21 protein-coding genes are annotated in these 21,808 nt (G+C 58.2%); 6 read left to right on the top strand and 15 right to left on the bottom strand.

The window, feature by feature from the left end; all coding sequences use genetic code 11:
• Positions 1-12 precede the first annotated feature (12 nt).
• Genes ACQR35_RS08260 through ACQR35_RS08250 form a run of 3 tightly spaced genes read right to left on the bottom strand, consistent with a single transcriptional unit; the run spans position 13 to position 3,124 of the window.
• Positions 13-1,293 carry a kynureninase gene (locus tag ACQR35_RS08260; RefSeq protein ID WP_430269765.1) on the bottom strand — a complete coding sequence of 427 codons (1,281 nt, stop codon included), beginning with the start codon at positions 1,291-1,293 and terminating at the stop codon, positions 13-15.
• Positions 1,294-1,295: 2 nt separating this feature from the next.
• On the bottom strand, positions 1,296-2,150 hold the full coding sequence (kynA, locus tag ACQR35_RS08255; protein ID WP_430269764.1) for a tryptophan 2,3-dioxygenase: 855 nt from the start codon (positions 2,148-2,150) through the stop codon (positions 1,296-1,298).
• Positions 2,150-3,124 carry a bifunctional riboflavin kinase/FAD synthetase gene (locus tag ACQR35_RS08250; protein WP_430268753.1) on the bottom strand — a complete coding sequence of 325 codons (975 nt, stop codon included), beginning with the start codon at positions 3,122-3,124 and terminating at the stop codon, positions 2,150-2,152. The genes kynA and ACQR35_RS08250 overlap by 1 nt, the downstream gene beginning before the upstream one ends.
• Positions 3,125-3,437: 313 nt before the next feature.
• Here ACQR35_RS08250 and ACQR35_RS08245 point away from each other — a divergent pair, with 313 nt between their 5' ends.
• Positions 3,438-4,337, top strand: a complete 900-nt coding sequence (locus ACQR35_RS08245; RefSeq protein WP_430269763.1) for a DUF937 domain-containing protein — start codon at positions 3,438-3,440, stop codon at positions 4,335-4,337.
• Between the two features lie 164 nt (positions 4,338-4,501).
• Here the strand turns inward: ACQR35_RS08245 and ACQR35_RS08240 are convergent, their stop codons facing one another.
• From ACQR35_RS08240 to rimP, 8 genes are all read right to left on the bottom strand, one after another.
• A complete protein-coding gene (locus ACQR35_RS08240) occupies positions 4,502-5,026 on the bottom strand; it encodes a hypothetical protein (protein ID WP_430269762.1) in 525 nt (174 codons plus the stop codon).
• Positions 5,027-5,028: 2 nt separating this feature from the next.
• The gene (locus ACQR35_RS08235) at positions 5,029-5,382 is read right to left on the bottom strand and encodes a hypothetical protein (protein WP_430268414.1); all 354 of its coding nucleotides are present in this window, start codon (positions 5,380-5,382) and stop codon (positions 5,029-5,031) included.
• The gene (truB, locus tag ACQR35_RS08230) at positions 5,383-6,321 is read right to left on the bottom strand and encodes a tRNA pseudouridine(55) synthase TruB (protein ID WP_430269761.1); all 939 of its coding nucleotides are present in this window, start codon (positions 6,319-6,321) and stop codon (positions 5,383-5,385) included. It abuts the gene before it with no gap.
• A gap of 77 nt (positions 6,322-6,398) precedes the next feature.
• On the bottom strand, positions 6,399-6,902 hold the full coding sequence (gene rbfA / locus ACQR35_RS08225) for a 30S ribosome-binding factor RbfA (RefSeq protein ID WP_430269760.1): 504 nt from the start codon (positions 6,900-6,902) through the stop codon (positions 6,399-6,401).
• A gap of 110 nt (positions 6,903-7,012) precedes the next feature.
• Positions 7,013-9,904: a translation initiation factor IF-2 gene (gene infB / locus ACQR35_RS08220; RefSeq protein WP_430268417.1), complete on the bottom strand. Its 2,892-nt coding sequence runs from the start codon at positions 9,902-9,904 to the stop codon at positions 7,013-7,015.
• 152 nt (positions 9,905-10,056) lie between these two features.
• Positions 10,057-10,395, bottom strand: coding sequence for a YlxR family protein (locus ACQR35_RS08215; protein WP_430269759.1), 339 nt, complete (start codon positions 10,393-10,395; stop codon positions 10,057-10,059).
• Positions 10,396-10,567: 172 nt separating this feature from the next.
• Complete coding sequence (nusA, locus tag ACQR35_RS08210; protein ID WP_430268419.1) at positions 10,568-11,548, bottom strand: transcription termination factor NusA; 981 nt, start codon at positions 11,546-11,548, stop codon at positions 10,568-10,570.
• Positions 11,548-12,129 (bottom strand): ribosome maturation factor RimP, encoded by a 582-nt coding sequence (gene rimP, locus ACQR35_RS08205; RefSeq protein WP_430268420.1) that lies wholly within the window; start codon positions 12,127-12,129, stop codon positions 11,548-11,550. Before rimP ends, nusA begins: the two co-directional genes overlap by 1 nt.
• A 115-nt stretch (positions 12,130-12,244) precedes the next feature.
• Here rimP and ACQR35_RS08200 point away from each other — a divergent pair, with 115 nt between their 5' ends.
• Together ACQR35_RS08200 and ACQR35_RS08195 are read left to right on the top strand one after the other, a co-directional pair.
• Positions 12,245-13,321: a DUF4439 domain-containing protein gene (locus tag ACQR35_RS08200; RefSeq protein WP_430269758.1), complete on the top strand. Its 1,077-nt coding sequence runs from the start codon at positions 12,245-12,247 to the stop codon at positions 13,319-13,321.
• A 28-nt stretch (positions 13,322-13,349) separates the two neighbouring features.
• Positions 13,350-14,378 (top strand): aminoglycoside phosphotransferase family protein, encoded by a 1,029-nt coding sequence (locus ACQR35_RS08195; RefSeq protein WP_430269757.1) that lies wholly within the window; start codon positions 13,350-13,352, stop codon positions 14,376-14,378.
• 72 nt (positions 14,379-14,450) lie between these two features.
• Here the strand turns inward: ACQR35_RS08195 and ACQR35_RS08190 are convergent, their stop codons facing one another.
• Both ACQR35_RS08190 and ACQR35_RS08185 read right to left on the bottom strand, forming a co-directional pair.
• Positions 14,451-15,248 carry a sulfite exporter TauE/SafE family protein gene (locus ACQR35_RS08190; protein ID WP_430269756.1) on the bottom strand — a complete coding sequence of 266 codons (798 nt, stop codon included), beginning with the start codon at positions 15,246-15,248 and terminating at the stop codon, positions 14,451-14,453.
• On the bottom strand, positions 15,248-17,056 hold the full coding sequence (locus tag ACQR35_RS08185) for a proline--tRNA ligase (RefSeq protein ID WP_430269755.1): 1,809 nt from the start codon (positions 17,054-17,056) through the stop codon (positions 15,248-15,250). Before ACQR35_RS08185 ends, ACQR35_RS08190 begins: the two co-directional genes overlap by 1 nt.
• A 468-nt stretch (positions 17,057-17,524) precedes the next feature.
• Here ACQR35_RS08185 and ACQR35_RS08180 point away from each other — a divergent pair, with 468 nt between their 5' ends.
• From ACQR35_RS08180 to ACQR35_RS08170, 3 genes are read left to right on the top strand one after another with little or no spacing between them, the layout of a single operon-like run.
• Positions 17,525-18,328: an ABC transporter ATP-binding protein gene (locus tag ACQR35_RS08180; RefSeq protein WP_430268425.1), complete on the top strand. Its 804-nt coding sequence runs from the start codon at positions 17,525-17,527 to the stop codon at positions 18,326-18,328.
• Positions 18,329-18,336: 8 nt separating this feature from the next.
• Positions 18,337-19,080 (top strand): ABC transporter permease, encoded by a 744-nt coding sequence (locus ACQR35_RS08175; RefSeq protein ID WP_430268491.1) that lies wholly within the window; start codon positions 18,337-18,339, stop codon positions 19,078-19,080.
• The gene (locus ACQR35_RS08170; RefSeq protein ID WP_430269754.1) at positions 19,077-19,700 is read left to right on the top strand and encodes a TetR family transcriptional regulator; all 624 of its coding nucleotides are present in this window, start codon (positions 19,077-19,079) and stop codon (positions 19,698-19,700) included. Before ACQR35_RS08175 ends, ACQR35_RS08170 begins: the two co-directional genes overlap by 4 nt.
• Here the strand turns inward: ACQR35_RS08170 and ACQR35_RS08165 are convergent.
• On the bottom strand, positions 19,687-20,610 hold the full coding sequence (locus ACQR35_RS08165) for a GNAT family N-acetyltransferase (protein WP_430269753.1): 924 nt from the start codon (positions 20,608-20,610) through the stop codon (positions 19,687-19,689). The genes ACQR35_RS08170 and ACQR35_RS08165 overlap by 14 nt on opposite strands.
• Positions 20,564-21,730: a flavodoxin-dependent (E)-4-hydroxy-3-methylbut-2-enyl-diphosphate synthase gene (gene ispG, locus ACQR35_RS08160; protein WP_430268428.1), complete on the bottom strand. Its 1,167-nt coding sequence runs from the start codon at positions 21,728-21,730 to the stop codon at positions 20,564-20,566. Before ispG ends, ACQR35_RS08165 begins: the two co-directional genes overlap by 47 nt.
• Positions 21,731-21,808 lie beyond the last annotated feature (78 nt).

Raw genomic sequence — 21,808 nt, 5'->3', positions numbered from 1 at the left:
CCACATGCCAGTTTACAGGGTGGGGCCCGAAGTTGTCGAAGTCAGCAAGTGCAGTCGGTCACGGATTTCCACCATTCCACGCAAGACTTCGGCAAAGGAAGTGCTCAACGGTGATAGTCCAATGCGCAGCGCATCCGGAGCACGGAAATCCGGAATCACATCGACTTCCCACAATCCACCCAGCATGCCCCTAAATTCTTGGTGGCTAATGGTGATGTGGCCACCACGCTGGGCTGGGTCACCGGGTGTGCCCACGGTAACTCCCAAGGGGGCAAGTAACTGCTCAGAACAGCGCAGCGCAAATTCGGTCAGCTCTATGGCTTTGGCGCGCACGGCTGGCATACCCACCTGAGCGAGGATCTCTAGGGTTCCACGGACGGCAAGCATGCCAAATACCGGTGGTGTGCCGCTCAGGAAGCTTCGAATGCCGTCGGCGGCTTGGTAGCCAGGGGCCATCTCAAAGGCATCACGGCGTCCCATCCAACCCCAGATTGGCTGTTTCAGCGTTGCCAAATGCCTCTGGTTGACGTACGCGAAGGCTGGCGACCCTGGACCACCATTGAGGTATTTGTACGTGCACCCAGCAGCGAAGTCCACCCCGCATTCGTCCAGGGCAAGCTCTAGTACGCCCACGGAATGGCATAGGTCCCACACCACTAGTGCCCCGGCGTCGTGCACGGCGGCGGTGATCGCAGCCATGTCAGCAATATATCCGGAACGGTAACTAACGTGGCTAAGAAGGACGACGGCGGTGCTGGCGCCGACGACCGCTTGCACCTGTTCAAGGCTCACTCCGCTCAGCGGATCAGCTTGAATCCACCGCAATGTCATACCGAGTTCCTCGGCAATTCCTTCCATCACATAGCGATCCGTGGGGAAATTATCGGTGTCTACAACCAACTCGGTTCTCGAGGGCGCTCCTCCAGCTCCATGGTTTTGTGTAGCCGCTACAGCTGCCCTGACTAGCTTGTACAAAATCACCGTGGTGGAATCGGCAATGACGGTTTGTCCCGGCGCTGCACCGAGCGCCACCGAGCCAAGCTGATCTCCAATGACTTGAGGCAATTCGAGCCATTGTTCGTCCCAGCCACGAATAAGCCTGCCGCCCCAAGAATGGTGGATAAAGGCGTTAATGTCCTCGGCCGTTCGGCGCAAGGGCCGGCCCAAGGAATTGCCGTCGAGGTAGCTCAACGGCGTCTCACTGCCAATGAACTCCTTGCGAACCTCGGCTAGCGGGTCAGCGGAATCCAACTCCTGTGCGGCTTGGTTGAGGCTTTGAAGTTCCTGGCTCACGGCTAGCGTCCAATCTCTGTGCGGACCGCAAAAAGCTCGGGGAAAAAGGTTAGTTCGAGGGCCTTTTGCAAAAAGCTGACGCCGCTGGATCCACCCGTACCGGTTTTGAGCCCGATGGTTCGTTGCACGGTACGCAAGTGCCGGAAACGCCACAGCTGGAAGTTATCTTCCAAGTCCACGAGTTCTTCACAAGCCTCGTAGGCGGCCCAATAGGTATTGGCGTCTTCATAAATCTTTTTGAAAACAGGGACAAGCTCGGCCGTGAACACATGGGCTTGGGTGACGTCGCGCTCCAGCAGAGCGGTAGGGATGCTGTGACCCTGGCGGTGGAGGTGCCCCAAAAACTCGTCATAGATGCTTGGCGAGTTTAGAAGGTCTTCAAGCATGGCGTATGAGTCCGGATCAGAAGCAAAGACTTCTAGCATTGCCCGGTTCTTGTTGCCCAAAATGAACTCAACAGCCCGGTACTGGGCTGACTGGAATCCCGAGGACTTCCCCAAGAAACCACGGAACTCCGAATACTCGGTGGGAGTGAGCGTGGCCAAGACGGACCACTGTTCAGTCAGGGTCTTTTGGATGTGCTTAACCCGGGCAATGCCCTTGAGCGCGCCGGCCAAGTGGTCCTGGCGCAGTTGTTCTTTGGCACTGCGTAATTCATGCAGAACCAATTTGAGCCATAACTCCGTGGTCTGGTGCTGGATGATAAACAGCATTTCATCATGGTGCTCCGGAGTGCTGACTGGTTGCTGTGCTGAGAGCAGCGTACCTAGTTGCAGGTAGGAGCCGTAGCTCATGGTGGAGCTGAAATCCTTGACGATTCCTTGGTCCAAATCGCGAGTATTTTTCTCGACACTCATCAGTTCTCCAAAACTGTTCGTGCCTGCTGGACATCCAGGCGCATTTGTTCCACGAGCGCTTCAGGGCCGCGGTAGGCCACCATGCCGCGCAACCGGGTGACGAATTCGAGGACAACTGCTTGTCCGTAGAGGTTAAAGTCCTCCACCGCTTCTGCGGGACGATCAATCACGTGAGCTTCCACCTGCCGGCTCACGCCTTCAAAGGTGGGGTTTGAACCCACCGATATGGCCGCCGGCCATTTTTTGCCGGTCTCGTCGGTGAGCCAGCCCGCGTAGATTCCGTCACCCGGAATGTAGCCGCTCGCATCAGTAGCAAGGTTTGCCGTGGGAAAACCGAGTTCACGCCCGCGGGCTGCCCCGTGCACCACCACTCCGCGCATTCGGTGCGGTCGTCCTAAGACGGATGAGGCAGTAGCCACATCTCCCTCTGAAAGTGCTTCGCGGACCCACGTTGAGGAGCAGCGGCGCCCCTCCCCATGCATGTCGTGACTCTCTGGGGAACCGAATTCTGTGGTGACAACAACGTCGAACCCGAATTCAGCTCCGAGCTCTTGCATGGTGCTCAGATCACCGGAGTTATTTTTGCCAAAGCGTACGTCTCGCCCAATCACCACATGGGAGACGTGCAAAGTATCAACGAGCACAGAGCGAACAAAATCACTGGGCGTTAAGGCCGCCAGTTCAAGGGTGTAGTGCATCACCAGTACGCCGTCGAGTCCGTTGTCAGCAAGTACTTCGAGCCGGTCTTCCAAACCCATAATGAGCTCGGGTGCACTTTCCGGCCGGTGCACTTGCGAAGGATGCGGGTCAAAAGTTACCGCTACAGCCTTGGCGTGCGCATCCCGAGCAACCCCAACTAACTGGGCAAGGACTTGTTGATGGCCCTGATGGACGCCGTCAAAATTGCCTATGGTTACTACCGATGGCCCGTAGCCCTCGGGAACTTCCGCGAGATCGCTCCAGATCTGAACCATATATAGTGCCCTGCGCTCCTCGTGTGACAGCTCATCTATGTGCCAACGGTGTGACCCTTTGGCACAGACCGGTGCCGATCAGAGACCGACGGCGGACCTCACTAAGATTACCCGCTGTGGCTGGCAACCATGTGCGCAGCGCAGCGGAGGGACCGCGATTGACGGGTGCGGCAACCACACCTTTAAGCCGTTTGTCCGTGCCGAGTTACTTCCGCCACGACTTTGCCGGGGCTACGATGCAAGAGCAATGGCTGCCAGTACGGCAGCGTTCAGTTTTCGCCAATGCTGGCATCTGCTGGCCAAAGGAGTAGCTATGACTGCGCTTGAAGACATTCTGGGAAAGCTTCCCATCGATCAGATCGCCCAGATGCTTGGGACGGACTCCGCTAGTGCTCAGGCTGCCGTAGAGGCCGCCGTACCTACCTTGCTCGCTGGAATGCAAAACAATGCCCAGGATCCCTCTGCTGCAGCGAACCTGGAGTCAGCATTGACTCAGCACCAAAATGATCTTTCTGACGGTGAGATCGACGCTGCACAGGTGGACACCACAGACGGCGAAAAGATTGTGAGCCACGTTTTTGGGGGCCAGCAAGATCAGGTGGCTAGCCAACTAGCCGGCGCAGCCAACCTCGGCGGTGCGGGCGGAACATTGATCAGCAAGGTTCTTCCGATCCTGGCACCGATTGTGATGTCATGGCTGGCGTCTAAATACTTGGGCCAGAAACAGGGTCAAACCACGGATGCCGGAACAACTCAGGCTGGTGGAACTGACCTAGGTTCCATTCTGGGTGGCTTGTTGGGCGGAGGTCAGGGTGCCTCCACCGGTAGTGGCGCCGGCGGTGGTGTGCTTGGTAGCATCCTCGGATCCCTTGGCGGAATGTTCGGCGGTGGCAGTGGTAGTGCTGCCCCGGGCCAGGCCAGCCAAGGCGGATTTGGGGATATTTTGGGCAACATCCTTGGCGGTGGCCAAGCGCAAGATTCCTCACAACAAGCCCAGGACCAGAGCACGTCCGTTGACCCCAACTTCTCCGATCAAGACACTCAGACGCCGACTACCCCGGAGCAGTCGGAGGCACCCAATGGCGCAGACCTACAGCCGGGTGAGGTGATCAACGTTGATCTTCCCGAAGGCGATCCTGCGCCAACTAAGGATCAGCAGAACCAGCAGGGCGGTCTTGGCGGTTTGCTCGGCGGACTTTTCGGCAACAAATAGCCGCTGAAGTCACAGGCGCTGAGGTAACAGGCGCTGAATGACATAGCACTAGGAACCATAAAAGACGCCCTTGCTGAAACCCAGAAGTTCTGGTTTCAGCAAGGGCGTTTTTTGCCTCGACTTGTGCTCGTGACAAAAGATCTAAACAGCCAATAGCCGAGAATTTAGTGAGCTGCAGGCCTGCGGCGGTAGAGCCAGATGAGTCCAATAATCGGCAAGAGCAGCGGAACGTATCCGTAGCCCTGACCAAAGCCTGACCAAACAGTTTGGTGAGGGAAGGCCACAGAGTCGGCGATGCTCAAGAAACCCACAACAAGGACGCCGAGCAATTCGACGATCAGTGCCACCAGCGAAACTTTAAACCAGTTTGTACCGGCTTTGGCTAAGGAGATTGTGGCAACGATGTACACAATCGCCGCGAAGGCCGAAAGCGAGTAGGCCACGGGAGCTTCGCTGAACTTGGTAGCGATTTGGTAGCCGGCGCGCGCTGTGGCGGCGAGGGCAAAAATCCCATAGACGGCAATCAGTAGACGGCCAGGTCCGGTGTTTCTGGTGTTAGACACTGCCTGACCACTCTCTGCCTTGTTGGTCTCCGGCTCGGTGGTCTCCGGCTTGTTGGTCTCCGGCTTGTTGCTCTCTTGCTTGCTGGCGGCGCTGTTGTGGTGCTCCATAGCTTGTTCTTCCTGCATGCCTAGTACCAGATCTGATTCATACGCGCGGCCATCACCAGCGAGTTGATACCCACCGCCGCCAAAACAAAATTGCTCCACCGGGTGCGTTCAAGGACTGCCCAATAGACAGCCGCAACGGGAACCAGCAGTGCTGTGAGCATGTAACCCCAGAACTCCCACTGTTCCCCTGCGATGTGCTCCCCCGCAATGGAACGGACAATTGAGCCCACCAAATAAACGAACATGCTCAGTTCTACAGCCACAACAGACAATAGCGTGACGTCGTTGGGGGCCTTGCGCATAATGCCCGCCCCAAGACAAATCAGAGTGGAGCACAGTCCGACGGCGAGAATGGCATAAAAATAACCGTCCACTTAGTTTTTTTCCTCCGTTGCGGACGAACCACCGTTGCCGGGTTCAAAAACAAGTACCGGCTTGGCATATTTGCCGGAATCAGCCAACAAAGCAATGAGCGTCCCGTCCGGTGCAAAAGCAGCCACAGGCTCTTCCGCCGTAGACACCTTTGCATAGCTACTAAAATCAGCCGATGCTGCGATTCGGCGGCCAAAGGAGAGCTCCGTGACTTCCTCGGCAGTGAGAATTCGGTTAGGCATCAGTGCACGAGCAGCGTCAGACATATCAAGGAGCTTGAACTCCTCTGCTAGCTCTTCAAGAGTGCTTGCCTGCTCGATGCTGTACGGCCCAACATGGGTGCGGCGTAGTGCCGTCAGGTGTCCGCCGACGTTCAGCGCCTGCCCCAAGTCTCTGGCCAAAGCCCGGATATAGGTTCCCGAAGAACATTCAACTGTGACATCCAGGTCAACAACGTCTTCTCCATCAGGTCTGGTGAAGGAATGGAGCTCAAATCGGTGGATGGTCACCGGGCGGGCTGCCAGTTGCACTTCTTCGCCAGCACGCACGCGTGCGTATGAACGTTCGCCGTTGACTTTGATGGCACTCACGCTGCTGGGTACTTGTTGGATCTCGCCACTGAGTACGGCAATCTGCGCCCGGACCGCTTCTTCGGTGATATTCACCGTGGAGGCTGAGGAGGTGAACTCGCCCTCGGCGTCGTCCGTGATGGTGCTCTGCCCTAAACGAATGGTGGCGGTATATGTTTTGGTAGTGCCGACGATGTAGGTCAACAATCGAGTTGCTTTGTTGACTCCAATCACCAGGACTCCGGTGGCCATGGGGTCTAGCGTTCCGGCGTGGCCCACCTTGCGAGTGCCGGCCAGCCGCCGCATCCTCGCCACCACGTCATGGCTAGTAAAGCCCTGCGGTTTATCAACGATTACGAGTCCAGAAAGCACGCCTTCCAGTATAGGTGCACAGGCCCGGGAGCCTGCGCACCTATAAGCCTGGAAGGAATGTACCGACTAAGGCAGAACTAGGAGCGCGGTGATTCTGCGCTTTCTTGGTCCTCGTCGTCGTCCTCGTCGTCCTCGTCGTCCTCGTCGTCAAAGTCAGCGTCATCGATGGCGGACTTGTACGGGTCTGCGTCGCCTGCGTGCACGGCACCAGCGGCTAGTTGAGCCAGCTCGGCGTCGCGTTCCTTGGCAACCCGGAGTAGAGCTTCAAGGTTGGATGCGTTGACCGGGATCTCGTCAGCCACAAACTCAAGGGTTGGGGTGAGACGAACCGTAATGTTGCGTCCTACTTCGCGGCGCAAAATGCCGGTTGCTTTGGTCAATGCTGCTGAGGCGTCCTGTTGGGCTGTTTCGTCGCCGAAAGCCGTGTAGTAAACCGTTGCGTGCTGCAGGTCATTGGTCACACGTGCGTCCGTGATGGTGACGTTGAGAACTCGTTCGTCCTTAACCACCTTGCGAAGTGCCTCGGCAACTACAACCTTGATACGTTGCGCCAGCTTCGCGGCGCGGGCCGGATCGGCCATGATTCCTCCTGGGAAAACTAATTCAATGAGATACGCCACGGCGGGGCCGCAGGAAAAATCCCGCGGCCCCGCACGTGGTACTACCGTTCACCCTTGTGGCTCCAGAGCCTTTAGACGCGCGGCTTTTCGCGCATCTCGAAGGTCTCGATGATGTCGCCCTCGTTGATGTCGTTGAACGAACCAAGACCGATACCACACTCGAAGTCCGTGCGGACCTCAGTGGCGTCGTCCTTGAAGCGCTTGAGCGTCTCCACCGTGAGGTTGTCACCGATGATCTTGCCGTCACGGCTGATGCGGGCCTTCGTGTTACGGCGGATAACACCCGTACGCACGATGGAACCGGCAATGTTGCCGAACTTGGAAGAGCGGAATACCTCGCGCACCTCGGCAGTACCGAGCTGAACTTCCTCGTACTCAGGCTTGAGCATGCCCTTGAGTGCAAGCTCAATGTCATCGATGGCCGCGTAGATGACCGAATAGAAGCGCATGTCAACGCCTTCACGGTCAGCCAAGTCAGCAACACGCTCAGCAGGCTTGACGTTGAAGCCGATGATAACGGCGCTGTCCACTGTTGCCAGGTTGACGTCGTTCTGCGTGATGGCACCAACACCGCGGTGGATAACGCGCAACTGCACGCCTTCTCCAACGTCGATCTTGAGCAATGCGTCTTCCAAGGCTTCCACGGCACCGGAAACGTCACCCTTGAGGATGAGGTTAAGGGTGTCGATCTTGCCATCAGCAACAGCCTGATCGAAGTCTTCAAGGCTGATGCGCTTACGACGCTTGGCCAGTGCTGCGTTACGGTCAGCGGCTTCACGCTTTTCAGCGATCTGACGTGCCGTGCGCTCGTCACCGGTCACAAAGAAGGTGTCACCTGCACGCGGGACATTGGACAGACCCAAAACCTGCACCGGACGCGAAGGACCGGCTTCGGAGATGGCGCTACCGTCGTCGTCGAACATTGCACGAACGCGGCCGTGAGCCGTGCCCGCAACGATCGTGTCACCAACGCGCAAGGTACCGGACTGAACCAGAACGGTTGCAACAGCACCGCGGCCCTTGTCCAAGTTCGCCTCGATAGCAATACCGCGAGCGTCCTTGTCCGGGTTGGCGCGCATGTCCAAAGCGGCATCTGCGGTGAGCAGAACAGCTTCGAGCAGCTCGTCGATGTTCAGGTTCTGGCGAGCAGAGACCTCAACGAACATGGTGTCGCCACCGTACTCTTCAGGAACCAAACCGTATTCGGTCAGCTGACCACGGACCTTATCCGGGTTAGCGCCTTCCTTATCGATCTTGTTCACTGCCACAACGATCGGCACGTTAGCTGCCTGCGCGTGGTTGAGGGCTTCAACAGTCTGAGGCATAACGCCGTCGTCCGCTGCAACCACCAAAATGGCGATGTCAGTAACCTTTGCACCACGAGCACGCATAGCAGTAAACGCTTCGTGACCCGGAGTATCGATGAAGGTGATCTGACGGTCTACACCCTCGTGAGGAGTGGTGATCTGGTAGGCACCGATGTGCTGGGTGATACCACCGTGCTCGTCTGCAACAACGTCAGAGTTGCGGATGGCATCAAGCAAGCGAGTCTTACCGTGGTCAACGTGACCCATCACGGTAACTACTGGAGGACGAGCCTCAAGTTCTTCATCGCCTTCAGCCTCAAGCTCAGCATCGAAGTCGATGTCGAAGCCGGAGAGCAATTCGCGCTCTTCGTCCTCAGGGGAAACAACCTGAAGCTTGTAGCCGAGCTCTTCACCCAAGAGGGCAAAGGTCTCTTCGTCCAAGGACTGGGTGGCAGTTGCCATCTCGCCCAAGTGGAAAAGCACTGTCACCAATGCTGCGGGGTTTGCCTCGATCTTGTCAGCGAAGTCAGTGATCGAGGAACCGCGGCGCAAACGCACCACAGTGTTGCCATCGCCGCGGGGTACGGATACTCCACCCAGCGACGGAGCACTCATCTGCTCAAGTTCCTGACGCTTTGCGCGCTTGGACTTGCGCTGCTTACCGCGACCTGCGCCACCCTTACCGAAGGCGCCCTGGGTTCCGCCGCGACCGCGACCACCCTTACCGAAGCCACCGCCTGCCGGAGCGCCGCCACCGGCACCGGGAGCTCCACCCGGAGCTCCGCCTGGCCGGCCCGGTCCACCCGGGCGTGCACCCGGACGGCCTGCGCCAGCCGGAGCCGGACGCTCGGTACGGTTCGGCATCATGCCCGGAGTAGGACGGTTTCCGCCAGCTCCACCGGGACGGTTTCCACCGGCACCAGCAGGACGAGGTCCACCAGCGCCTGCGGCGGGACGAGCACCAGCCGGACGCGGTGCACCTGGACGAGGTCCACCGGCACCAGCAGCGGGACGGGGACCACCGGGGCGTTCGCCTTCGTTGCGTGAGCCACCCGGACGCGGCATACCCTGCGACTGAGCGAAGGGGTTGTTACCGGGACGAGGTGCACGCTCGGAATCGCGGCCGCCACGGGGCATGCCCTGTGAGGTTGCGAAGGGGTTGTTACCGGGACGGGGACCGCCCGGACGCGGAGCCCCACCCTGACGGGAGGACTCGGAATTGCGTGGGTTTTCGTTGCGGCTAGGAGCCTCTGCTGCCGGACGCGGCGCCGGACGTGCGCCGGGCTTGGCGCCCGATGCGGCCGGTGTGCTCGCAGCGGGGGCTGCGGGGCTAGGCGATACTGCTGGGGCGCTGCTGGAGGCTGCCGGGGCAGGCGCTGCAGGGCTGGAGGCAGCAGGTGCCGCAGGGGTTGCCGGCGCACTTGCAGCCGGCGTCGCCGGGCGTGCCGGTGAAGGCGCCGACTTGGGTGCTGCCTTTGCAGCGGCGGGTGCAGCTGCTGCACCCGGGTATGCGTCGCGAAGTTTCTTCACAACGGGTGCCTCGATTGTTGACGAGGCGGAACGAACGAATTCTCCCAACTCTTGCAGTTTAGCAACTGCGTCTTTGGAAGTTATGCCGAGCTCTTTGGCGAGCTCGTGTACGCGGACCTTGGCCACATTTCTCCTGTCTCGGTCCGCACCGAGCCAGGCACGAACCGTCTAATACTTACTGCGACCCTTCACCAAATTGTTGGCAAAAAGGGTCTTTGCAGAGCGCAACAAAGTTGTCATCGTTGCTTACTCATCGCTGGGAACTCATCGGGTTTCCATCAGATTTCAGACCCGCTTTCAGGTTGGACGGTTCTTACGGACTCGGCAGGTGCCGGGTCTGCAAGTAATTCTTGTGCCAAGAACTCTTGGACGGCCTTGACGTCTGAAACCCCATTAAGGGCCCGGGCGAAAGCTCGTTTTTTGTTTGCCAAAGCAAAACACTCTTGGCGGGGATGCAGCCATGCTCCCCTTCCGGACATACGACGGCGGACGTCCACAGTGATCGCGGAAGAATCCGAATCACTATTGACGGCTACAAGTCGAATGAGCCGATGCTGAGCCTCGCGACCACGGCAACCAATACAAGTCCGTTCAGGCGATGTCACTTCTTCAGGCACACTTGCCGCCTTGCGCGAACTCTTGGGCACTAATGGCCCTACATTGGATACCGGCCGGGGAACTCAGCCTCAACCAGTCTAGCGCTTGTTGCACTAGCGCCCGAATTGATGAATTAGGACGTGGGCGATAAAAACGGGCCCTAGCCGCTGGACTAGGACCCGTTTTTAGTAACTACTCTGGCTTGGCCACCGCGGCGTCAGAGACAATATCAATGCGCCAGCCGGTCAACTTGGCTGCCAGCCGGGCATTCTGCCCCTCTTTGCCGATCGCCAAGGAAAGTTGGTAGTCCGGGACTACTACTCGAGCAGAGCGAGCCGCCTCATCAATAATGGTGACGGAGTTCACATGTGAAGGTGAAAGCGAGTTGGCAATGAATGTTGCCGGGTCGTCGCTGAAGTCAACAATGTCGATCTTCTCGTCGTTGAGCTCAGTCATTACTGCGCGGACGCGTGAACCCATTTCGCCAATGCAAGCACCCTTGGCATTGATGCCGGGGGTCTTAGCTTTAACAGCCATTTTGGTTCGGTGTCCGGCTTCGCGTGCCAAGGCAACGATCTCTACAGACTTGTCAGCAATTTCCGGAACTTCCAATTCAAAAAGCTTGCGAACCAAGCCAGGGTGCGAGCGTGACAGGGTGATGGAAGGACCCTTTTGGCCACGGCGAACGTCAACAACGAACGCACGCAAGCGGTTACCGTGGATGTACTTTTCACCAGGAACCTGCTCGGGCGGTGGCAACAGGGCTTCAACAACACCGAGGTTAACCTGCACCATGTGCGGGTTGTGCCCCTGCTGGATCTGACCGGCAACGAGTTCACCTTCGCGGCCCTTGAATTCGCCAAGAACGTTGTCATCCTCTACATCGCGCAAGCGCTGCAGAATGATCTGACGAGCAGTGCTCGCAGCAATACGGCCGAAGCCAGCCGGAGTGTCCTCGAACTCACCGATTTTCTCGCCGTCGTCGTCGATTTCAGCGGCCCAAATGGTGACGTGACCGGTCTTGCGATCCAGCTCAGCGCGAGCTAGTTCGAAGGCACCGGAGGTCTTGTGATAGGCCACCAAAAGTGCTTGTTCGATGGTGGGGATGAGCATGTCCAGCGGAATTTCGCGTTCTCGCTCTAGGAGCCTCAACGCGCTCATGTCAATATCCATTAGGCCTCCTCAGAAGCAAGGTTGGGTTCTTCAATCAGCTCGTCCTCGTTGAGGTGGCTGAATTCGACTTCTACTTTTCCGCTACGAATGTTCGTAAACGGGATACTCGTGGCTTCGCCTTGTTTGGCTTTCATGCCTTTTTTGACTTCAATTTCCGGGATAACCGTGACGTTGCTGTCGGCGACCGAAACGATACGGCCCAACAACTTCTCGCCCTCTACTAGGTTGATCCGCACCATACGTCCCTTGGCTCGGCGCCAGTGGCGAACTTCGGTCAGCGGACGGCCCACACCCGGGGAAGAAACTTCCAAGTCATAGGGCTGGCCGTCATCGTGCGGGTCATTGTCTAGTGCCTCGGACAAAACTCGAGAGACCTCGGCGATAGCGTCCAAGCTCACGCCACCGGTCTCTTCTTCAGGCAAGTCCACCACTACGTGAACCGTGCGATTGGTTCCGCCGGTGTGGATGATGACGTCTTCAAGAAAAAGACGCTGGGCCAGCACGGAAGGCTCAAGCAATTCTCTGAGGCGGAGTGATTCGGCAGCGGTGGTGCCGTTTGCCCCGGATTCTGCGTCGCTCATTGGTCGGCCGCCTCCCATGTTGATTAGTTGTGTATATACACTATCGAGAATCTGGGCCACATGGTGCATGGAAAGTGTCAGCGGGTGTGTGACGTTCATGGCATCATCGATTCTTGTGAATACCACTGCAAGCAACAAGCGCCGCTTCGCTCTATGGAAGTGCCTTGTTCTTTTTGCGTCGGTTGCCATGGTTACGGTGAGTGTTGGCACCTTCCTCACCCGCCCGGCTCATCCTCTTGTTGAGCCACTTTCCACTCCAGAAACACAACGTTTGGCGGCTTTGAACGAGTCCCGCGAACTCAGCCTCGAGAGCCGCGCATGGGCGCAGGACAAGTCAACGGCGTTGGATGCCCTGACGCGCTCCTCGTGGCAAGAGATGGCAGATTTGCTCGAGGTCCAGGCCCGCGCATTGCTCCAACCCAATGGTCCCGAGTTTGATCAGGAACGATTTGACGCTGGATTAGAAAGCAACGGGTCCACACCAAGCCCCACCGCTTTTGCCGCCAAATACAAGACCCCCGGTGAACTTGTGGTGGCCATCCGCAATTCCGGAGCCAATTTGCTCAAGGAATCATTGGGCCAAGAACCAGGAATGGCGCGGACCTTCGCTTCTGCCGGTGTTTCGAGATCTTATGCCTCGCTAACGCTGGCGAAACTGGCCAAACTTTCAAACGTCAGTGACCCACGTTTTGCAGGCTTCACTAAAGTTCCGGCGTGCAGCGGAACCCCAGTGGCGGCACCTGCAGCTACGGGTGCCGCGGCTGCCATTGCTTCGGCGGTGCAAAGTGAACAACGCAGCATTTATCTATACCAAGTGGCACTCACCCGGTTAGCATCAGAAATGCAGAATTACGCCCAGAAAGGCTTGACCGCACACCAAGAGACGCTCCAGCAAGCACTCGCTCTGGCCACGGCGCAATGTGTTATCCCCTCCCCCACTCAGCCGGGCTACGCCTTGCCGTCCGGCTTCACTGCAGACCCAGTTCAGGGCTTGGCGGGAGTAGAGAAAGCCGCTTTGGAGCCTTACGTCGACGCTGTGGCGCTCTCCGAGGGCAGCACCCGGGAATGGGCGGAATCAATCTTGTATGCGAGCTATCAGCGCAGCAGTGCTTGGGCCGGCACACAAGAAGCACTCCCCGGGCTGAATGTAGATGTCAAATCTTTGCCAGCTCTCCCAAGCTTTGGGCCATAGCGATGGCTGCCTCTGGAAAAGCCGCACGATGGGCCTGAGTACCATCCCGATCCCCGATTCTTTCTCCCGCCGGATCTCCCGGATCAGCGGCGGACGGGACTGGCTTGCCCGGGTACCGGAACTGGTTGAGGCTCGCTTAACCGAGTGGGACCTTGAGCTTGATTTGGTTCCGGGTCAGCTGCCGTGGAACGGTCACGGGGCGTTGGTGGTTCCGGTAAAAGAGAAAAGGAACGACGACGACGGCACCGCAGTTTTGAAGATCGCCTTCCCGCATGCTGAGGCCACGGTAGAGGCAGCAGCTTTGCGCTTGTGGGGCGGCAACGGATCCGTGCGCTTGCTGCGCGAAGACCCAGCGTCCTGCACCTTGCTCCTTGAACGCCTTGGCGCCGAGTGGTCACTCCAAAAAGCACCGATGGACCTGGCGGCTCAGGTGTGGGGCGGCTTGGTACGCCAGCTATCGCTGGTGCCGGATCACCGGCCTGAGTGGAACGAATTTGAGCACATTGCCGCTTTAGCCGAGCGATTCAGTGACGAGCTCCCCGCCGATTGGGAGATGCTGGGCAGACCTTTTCCGCGCTGGCTACTCGAGGCGGCGTTGGAGGTTTGTCAGACCCGGGGTGCCGTGGGCAGGCGCTTCAGCAAAGACGTACTAGTCCATACAGATTTCCACTATTTGAACATTCTGGCCCGGGTTCAGGACTCCGGCAGCCCGGCCGTAGAGGACTATCTCGCAATAGATCCCCAAGCGATGATCGGTGAAGCAGAATTCGGCGTGGCGCCGCTTTTGTGGAATCGAATTGGTGACCTCAGCCCAGCTGGCCCCGAGGCTGCTCTAGTGGAACGCTGCGAAGTTTTTAGTCTGGTTGCCGGGCTTGATCCTGACGTTTCCAGGCAATGGGCAATAGTTCGCGAAGTGGAAAACGCCCTGAGCTACGCCTCGCAGCCAGCGCACCGTGGCGACTTTCAGCGATCCCTCTGGGTGGCCGGGACAATGGCTGGCCGGCAAGTCCCAGGCCTGCCCGCCGCGCTAACCCTGCCCGAGCCCGGCGAAGCCTAGTTTCCGGGGTGCTACTTGCAGGGGTGTTAGTTGCCGGGGGGCTAGTTCGTACAGGTGGCACCAGATGGGTCACTAGTGCCTAAAGTTTTCGTTCCAAACGTCATAGCCAAGCTTGATGATGAGCGCGGCAACCACCAGCAAAAAAACCACGCGTATAAAGCGGCTGCCCTTACTGACGGCGGTCCGTGCACCAAGGTATCCCCCGGTCATGTTTGCGGCACCAAGGACCAAACCTAAACCCCACAAGAGCGAGCCGTGCGGCAAAAAGAACAGCAGTGCTCCCGCGTTCGTGGCCATGTTGACGATTTTTGCCTTGGCGCTGGCTTCCATAAAGGCGTATCCCATCGCAGTCACCAAAGCGATCACCAAAAAGGAGCCGGTACCCGGTCCGATCAAACCGTCATAAAAACCGATCGCCGCCCCAATCAGGCACGCCGTGAGGTAGTGCCGTTGTCCAGTATGGCGGAGCGAGGTCAGCTCCCCCAGCTGCGGTTTTAGCGCAGTAAAAAGTGCGACGGCGATCAGAGCCACCACAATGATCGGTTTGAAAACGCTCGAGGGCAGGTTGGCAGCCAATGACGCGCCAGCGAAGCTGCCCACTAAGGCCACTAGCGCCATGGGGACAGCCGTCTTAAGGTCAGGTTTGACCCGCCGGTAATAGGTGATGGCGCTGGTGGTGGTACCGAAGATGGAGCCCATTTTGTTAGTGGCCAAAGCCTGAACGGGGCTAATCCCTGGCACCATCAACATCACAGGTAACTGGATGAGCCCGCCGCCGCCCACCACCGCGTCGACCCAACCAGCCGCAAACCCCGCCAGAATTATCAGGATCAGGGTGAGCGGCTGGAGGGTTTCGAGTCCAGAAAGCACTAGCTACGGACGGCGCGAATCACGTATTCCACTGCTTCGGCAACGGGTACGTTCTCAACTACGCCACTGCGACGATCCTTGATCTCAACAACGCCGTCTGCCAGTCCCTTGCCCACAGCAAGAATCGTGGGCACACCAACCAGCTCAGCATCGCCGAACTTAACCCCGGGAGACACCTTGGGGCGGTCGTCATAAATCACTTCAAGGCCAGCTGCGTTGAGCTCGGTAGCAATCTGCTCAGCTGTGTTGAAGATTTCTTCGCCTCGGCCAACAGCCACAACGTGGACATCGGCAGGTGCCACTGAACGCGGCCAGATCAGGCCACGATCGTCGTGGTTAGACTCGGCCAGTGCTGCCACCGCGCGGGTGACACCCACACCGTAAGAGCCCATGGTGACCACTTGCTGCTTTCCGTTTTGGTCTAAGACTTTGAGCTCAAGCGCCTCGGCGTATTTGCGGCCCAGCTGGAAAATGTGACCCATTTCGATGCCGCGCGCTGTTTCAAGCGGACCGGATCCGTCCGGAGCAGGGTCACCGTCGCGCACTTCAGTGGCTTCAATAACGCCGTCCCATGTGAAGTCACGGCCAGCTACGAGACCAAAGACGTGCTTACCGGCCGCGTTGGCACCGGTGATCCATGAGGTTCCAGAAACCACCCGTGGGTCTACCAAGTAGAGGAGTTTGCTGGCCGCTTCAGCACCGAGCAACGGTGCATCTAGGCTCAGGCCCGGGCCAATGTATCCCTTAACCAAAAGCTCCTGCTTTTTGAGGTCTTCCTCCGAAGCAGCTTCGATGCCTACTTCCCCGCCAACTTCGAGGAACTGAGAGATGTTGGCCTCAACCCGCTTGAGATCCACTGCGCGGTCACCCGGAACACCGATAACCACCAGCTGGCGAGTGCCCGTCGGTAGCGTGACGGCAAGGACTACGTTCTTCAAAGTGTCAGCGGCAGTCCAGGCGCCGCCGTCGGACTCTGAACGCGGTGCCAATTCATTGGCAGCGGCCACGAGTGTGTCAATCGTGGGTGTGTCAGGGGTTTCGCGAACCTGTGCTGCCGGTGCATTGGTGAAATCGATAGCGTCTGGAACCACAGTGGTGACTGCCTCAACGTTGGCTGCATAGCCTCCCGCGGAGCGCACAAAGGTGTCCTCGCCGATCTCGGTGGGGTGCAAGAACTCTTCGCTCTTGGAACCACCCATGGCGCCGGCCGTGGCGAACACAGGTAGCACCTCAAGTCCCAGACGCTCGAAGATCTTCAAGTAGGCGCCGCGGTGGGCGGCGTAGCTTGCGTCCAGTCCGGCGTCGTCGATGTCGAAGGAGTAGGAGTCCTTCATAATGAACTCGCGGCCGCGCAGTAGGCCAGCACGCGGACGCGCCTCATCGCGGTACTTGTTTTGAATCTGGTACAGGCTCAGCGGCAGGTCCTTGTAGGAGCTGTAGAGGTCCTTGACCAGGAGGGTAAAAACCTCTTCGTGGGTGGGCGCCAGCAAGTAGTCAGCGTCTTTGCGGTCCTTGAGACGGAACAGCCCCTCACCATATTCGGTCCAACGGTTGGTGACCTCGTAAGGTTCGCGAGGCAAAAGAGCCGGGAAATGTACTTCTTGGGCACCAATAGCGTTCATTTCCTCGCGAATGATGGCCTCGACTTTACGCAAAACGGCCAAGCCCAAGGGCAACCACGTGTAAATGCCCGGTGCAGCTCGGCGGATATAGCCAGCGCGAACCAAGAGCTTGTGGCTGGCCACCTCAGCATCCACAGGGTCTTCGCGAAGTGTTCGCAGGAACAAGGACGAAAGGCGAAGAATCACAGCAAGTATTCCGTTTCTTAGGGCAGGTCTGAAAAGTTGCCCGTTACACGGACACATTGACTTCGGTACTAATCTATCGGCTGGACTCCGGACGCGCCCAACCGGGAACAGCACAGCCCGGCGAACAGTCGCCTACGGCTGCTCTCCGGGCAGTGCTGGATATCAGGCCGGGCATCAGCGTCCGGCGAGAACTACTAGTACTTCGTTTTGCCTTCGAGCGCTACCAGAACACCGGCCACGGCGAAGAACTTGTCCTCGAAGTCTTTATCGAGTGCTTTAGCTAGATCTACGCTGACAGCCATTGTGTGTTCCTTTCTAGAGGGACCCACGCCTCATCGGTACGGTCAGCTTGAAAATACGTCAGCCACAACCTGGGCGGAAGAGTCCTTGACTGCCAATTTGCTGGGAATTACTCTTAATTCATCATCTGATGAATTATTTCTGGTGCCCTCGGCGAAGGAGCCTTCTATGGCACATGTAGCAATTCCCGCACCGAATTCGCAAGAACTCCCCCACACCTCCGGCGCGCCAGCAATCAACGTCACCGAACTAAAAGTCGCAAAAGGCCACCACCTCGGCTCCAGCCAACTGGACATCTTGCGCGGCCTATCCTTCAACGTCCCAGCCGGGCAGATCACAGGACTCTTGGGCCCCTCGGGCAGTGGCAAAACCACCCTGATGCGCACCATTGTTGGCGTCCAACGGCCCACCTCCGGCAGAGTCACCGTCCTGGGCCGGCCCGCCGGGGACGCCACCCTCCGGGACAGTGTGGGCTACGTGACCCAATCCGCCAGTGTGTATCCGGACATCTCCGTTGAAGCCAACGTTCGGTACTTCGGCACTATGCATGGCCAGAACAAGACGGACGCCTCAGAGGCGATTAACGCCGTCGGACTGGCGCCGTATAGCAAGCAGCTCACCGCTTCACTCTCCGGCGGGCAACTCAACCGCGTGTCTCTCGCATGCGCTCTAGTCTCTAAACCGCAGCTATTGGTTTTGGATGAACCTACCGTGGGGTTGGATCCGGTGCTGCGTGCGGAGTTATGGGAACGCTTTGCCGCCATGGCCGACGCCGGAACCACACTTCTGATTTCCAGTCACGTGATGGAGGAGGCAAGTCATTGTCAGCACCTTTTGCTCTTACGTGACGGACTGCTTCTTGCCCAACTCACCCCGGCCGAACTGGCCCAGAGAGGCCACAGCGAGGATCTGGAGCGTGCCTTTTTACGCATTATTCGCGAAGCAGAACCGAATGTGGAGTCCCAGCCGTGAACATTCGAATGACCCTGGCCACGGCGGGACGAGTACTCAACCAACTCCGGCATGACAGGCGCAGCATCGCACTAATTTTGGTGGTGCCAGCGCTCCTCTTGGCTACTGTGTACTTCCTGTACGAGAACGAAACCCTGCCACCGGGTCACCCCCGAACCTTTAATCGGGTGGGATTGATGATGCTGGCAATTTTCCCATTTGTGGTGATGTTCTTGGTCACCTCCATCACGATGCTGCGGGAGCGGACCACTGGCACCTTAGAACGCCTCCTCACCACACCTATCCACAAAACTGATCTCCTCTTCGGCTACGGGATCGCGTTCTCTTTGATGGCAGCACTCCAATCACTTGTTGCCTCCGCCGTGGCATATTGGGTCTTCGCGCTAGATGTTAAAGGCAGTCCGCTACTTGTGGTGCTGGTGGCTGTCCTCAATGCCATGCTCGGCGTTGCTTTGGGTCTGCTGTGTTCAGCGTTTGCTAGGACCGAGTTTCAGGCCATTCAATTTATGCCAGTTGTGGTCGTACCACAGATCCTTTTGTGCGGACTATTTGTGGCTCGCGACCAGATGAACTCCGTCCTTGAAGCCGTGGCCAACGTGCTTCCCTTGACCTTCTCAGTGGAGGCACTGCAGGAGATTGCGGCCAACACTGAGGCCACAGCACTGCTCTGGCGGGACACCTGGCTCCTTGCCGCGATCGCCGTCGGCGTTTTACTGTTTGCCTCACTGACGTTGCGCCGGAGCAGCAAATGACAGCAGAATCTACAGCGCGCAGAGGACGACGGCGGGGCGTTGGCGATACGCGCGAAAAGATCACAGCGTCCGCGGCGCGCTTGTTCGCGGAGCACGGCTTCGAGGGAACCAGCCTTCGGGCTGTGGCGCGGGACGCCGGTGTAGATGCGGCGATGGTTCACCACTATTTCGAGAGCAAAGAACAGCTCTTTGCCCACAGCATCAAACTTCCCATAGACCCCGAGCAAGTGTTCTCGGTAATAGTGGAGGTGCCGTTTGAGTTGCGGGGCGAGGCTGCCGTCAGGGCGGTGTTGCGGCTGTGGGACGGGCCAGCCCAGCACTCACTGGTGGCTTTTTTACGGGGAACTCTAGGCTCCCGCGCTAGGACGGCCCTGATGCGGCAATTTGTGGTGCAATCAGTCCTGAGCCGGTTGATAAAGGACGCACCGGGCAGTGACGCTGAGCGCGCGCTCCGGTCCAATCTTGCAGCCGGTCAGATTGTCGGTTTGATGGTAGCCCGCTACGTGGTGGGACTCGAGCCGTTGGCTTCAGCGCCGGCCGATCAGGTGATCGCTATGGTGGGGCCATCGGTTCAGCGGTACCTGACTGGAGAGTTGCCTGGTCTGCTCAGTTCGCAGTGAACAGCACTGTGGCGAATGTTCCTTGCTGTGCGAACCCCACGCGCTGATAGGTTTTTAGTGCCCGGGTGTTGTAGTCATTCACATACAGACTCACTACGGGTGCCAGCTCCCGCGCGAGATGCACCACACCGGCCATAAATGCCGCGCTAAGGCCCTGCCCGCGATACGTGGGGTTGAGCCACACGCCCTGAATTTGGGCAACACTGGCGGCTAATGCGCCGATCTCCGCTTTGAAAACTACGGTTCCCTCCGGGCTGATGAACGACATTGAATGGCCTTGGTTAATCAAGTACGCCACGCGTCTGGAATAGAAGTCGCCGCCAGTGAGTGGCGAGTAGCCAACTTCCTCCTCGAACATGGCCACGCTCGCTGGCAAAAGAACCGAAAAGTCGTCACGGTGGCTCATACGCACACGAGGGTCAGGAGTAACTTCCGTCTCTGCAGAAATCGTCATAAGCGGCTGACAATCGCGGATCTCCTTCACCAAATGTCCGCGCGCTTGCAGCTCACCGCCAATGGCTAAGGTTGCGCCCGCTGGCCCAAATACTGAGGCATAACGCCGCCCCGTTGCAGCCAGTTCATCAGCCAACTGCGCAGCGAATGCGGGATCAAAATTCAGCGGAACTATGTTGGCGCCCGCCCAACAGGCACCGGTGAGTTTTCCGGCGTCGAACGTTCCATAGATCCTGGCCCCGGAAAGGGGCCAGGGCGTCACAGCGTCATCAAGCTGGGTGAGGATAAAAACATTTGCCACCGGATCTTCCAGCGCAAGGGCGCGCAGCTCATCACGGTCCTCACGCCCCAAGAGCCGTAAGCGGGAAGGGTTCCATCCGGACCGGAACAGCTCCCCGCGTGCCGGATCCCTAGGAAACGGAAACCACGGGGCTGCCCGTGGCGGTGTTTTCGCCATCAGAATCCCCCATTTCCTCGGCAATGCGCATGGCTTCCTCGATCAAGGTTTCAACAATCTGATCCTCAGGAACAGTTTTGATCACCTCGCCACGAACAAAAATCTGGCCCTTACCGTTACCGGAGGCAACACCAAGGTCAGCTTCTCGAGCCTCGCCTGGGCCGTTCACAACGCAACCCATTACGGCAACACGCAAAGGTACTTCCATACCTTCCAAGCCAGCCGTAACCTGCTCAGCCAAGGTGTAAACATCAACCTGAGCACGCCCACAAGAGGGGCAGGAGACAATCTCCAGCTTGCGAGGACGCAAGTTCAAAGACTGCAGAATCTGGTTGCCCACCTTGATTTCTTCAACCGGAGGAGCTGAGAGGGACACACGGATGGTGTCCCCAATGCCCTTAGCCAACAGCGCTCCGAACGCCGTGGCGGACTTGATGGTGCCTTGGAAAGCGGGGCCAGCCTCGGTGACGCCCAAGTGCAAGGGCCAATCACCCTTCTCGGCGAGCATCTCGTATGCGGCAACCATCACCACAGGGTCGTTGTGCTTGACCGAAATTTTGAAGTCGTGGAACCCGTGCTCTTCAAAGAGAGAAGCTTCCCAAACAGCGGATTCAACCAAGGCCTCAGGCGTGGCCTTGCCGTACTTCTTCATAATGGACGGCTCCAAGGAACCGGCATTGACACCGATGCGGATGGAGGTTCCGTGGTCCTTGGCTGCCTGCGCAATTTCCTTGACTTGGTCATCAAATTTACGAATGTTTCCAGGGTTCACACGAACCGCTGCGCATCCAGCTTCGATGGCCGCAAACACGTATTTGGGCTGGAAGTGAATGTCAGCAATAACGGGGATCTGCGACTTCTTGGCGATGATCGGAAGGGCCTCTGCATCATCGGCTGATGGGCAGGCAACGCGCACAATGTCGCAACCGCTGGCCGTCAGCTCAGCGATCTGCTGGAGCGTCGCATTGATGTCAGTGGTGGGCGTGGTGGTCATTGACTGCACGCTAATGGGTGAATCCGAACCAACACCTACCGATCCAACCTTGATCTGGCGGGTTTTGCGGCGAGGCGCAAGTACGGGCGGTGGTGCTGCGGGCATTCCCAGGCTGACCGAGGTCACTGTGGCTCCTTGGGTTGAAGAAAACGTGGGAACCGGCCGTTGTTAAGCTTGGCGCGGCCAGTAGTTATTGCTGTGGAG

The organism is Pseudarthrobacter sp. J1738 (assembly GCF_050490315.1).
Taxonomy (GTDB): domain Bacteria; phylum Actinomycetota; class Actinomycetes; order Actinomycetales; family Micrococcaceae; genus JBNPEO01.
Note: the sequence above shows the minus strand (reverse complement) of the source record. Positions and strands in the feature narration are given on the sequence as shown.

Excerpts from the sequence above, each read along its gene's own strand:
- kynA (WP_430269764.1), bottom strand. The coding sequence starts at position 2,150 with ATGAGTGTCGAGAAAAATACTCGCGATTTGGACCAAGGAATCGTCAAG.
- ACQR35_RS08250 (WP_430268753.1), bottom strand. The coding sequence starts at position 3,124 with ATGGTTCAGATCTGGAGCGATCTCGCGGAAGTTCCCGAGGGCTACGGG.
- ACQR35_RS08245 (WP_430269763.1), top strand. The coding sequence starts at position 3,438 with ATGACTGCGCTTGAAGACATTCTGGGAAAGCTTCCCATCGATCAGATC.
- ACQR35_RS08240 (WP_430269762.1), bottom strand. The coding sequence starts at position 5,026 with ATGCAGGAAGAACAAGCTATGGAGCACCACAACAGCGCCGCCAGCAAG.
- rbfA (WP_430269760.1), bottom strand. The coding sequence starts at position 6,902 with ATGGCCGATCCGGCCCGCGCCGCGAAGCTGGCGCAACGTATCAAGGTT.
- nusA (WP_430268419.1), bottom strand. The coding sequence starts at position 11,548 with ATGGATATTGACATGAGCGCGTTGAGGCTCCTAGAGCGAGAACGCGAA.
- rimP (WP_430268420.1), bottom strand. The coding sequence starts at position 12,129 with ATGAGCGACGCAGAATCCGGGGCAAACGGCACCACCGCTGCCGAATCA.
- ACQR35_RS08195 (WP_430269757.1), top strand. The coding sequence starts at position 13,350 with ATGGGCCTGAGTACCATCCCGATCCCCGATTCTTTCTCCCGCCGGATC.
- ACQR35_RS08180 (WP_430268425.1), top strand. The coding sequence starts at position 17,525 with ATGGCACATGTAGCAATTCCCGCACCGAATTCGCAAGAACTCCCCCAC.
- ACQR35_RS08175 (WP_430268491.1), top strand. The coding sequence starts at position 18,337 with ATGACCCTGGCCACGGCGGGACGAGTACTCAACCAACTCCGGCATGAC.
- ACQR35_RS08170 (WP_430269754.1), top strand. The coding sequence starts at position 19,077 with ATGACAGCAGAATCTACAGCGCGCAGAGGACGACGGCGGGGCGTTGGC.
- ACQR35_RS08165 (WP_430269753.1), bottom strand. The coding sequence starts at position 20,610 with ATGGCGAAAACACCGCCACGGGCAGCCCCGTGGTTTCCGTTTCCTAGG.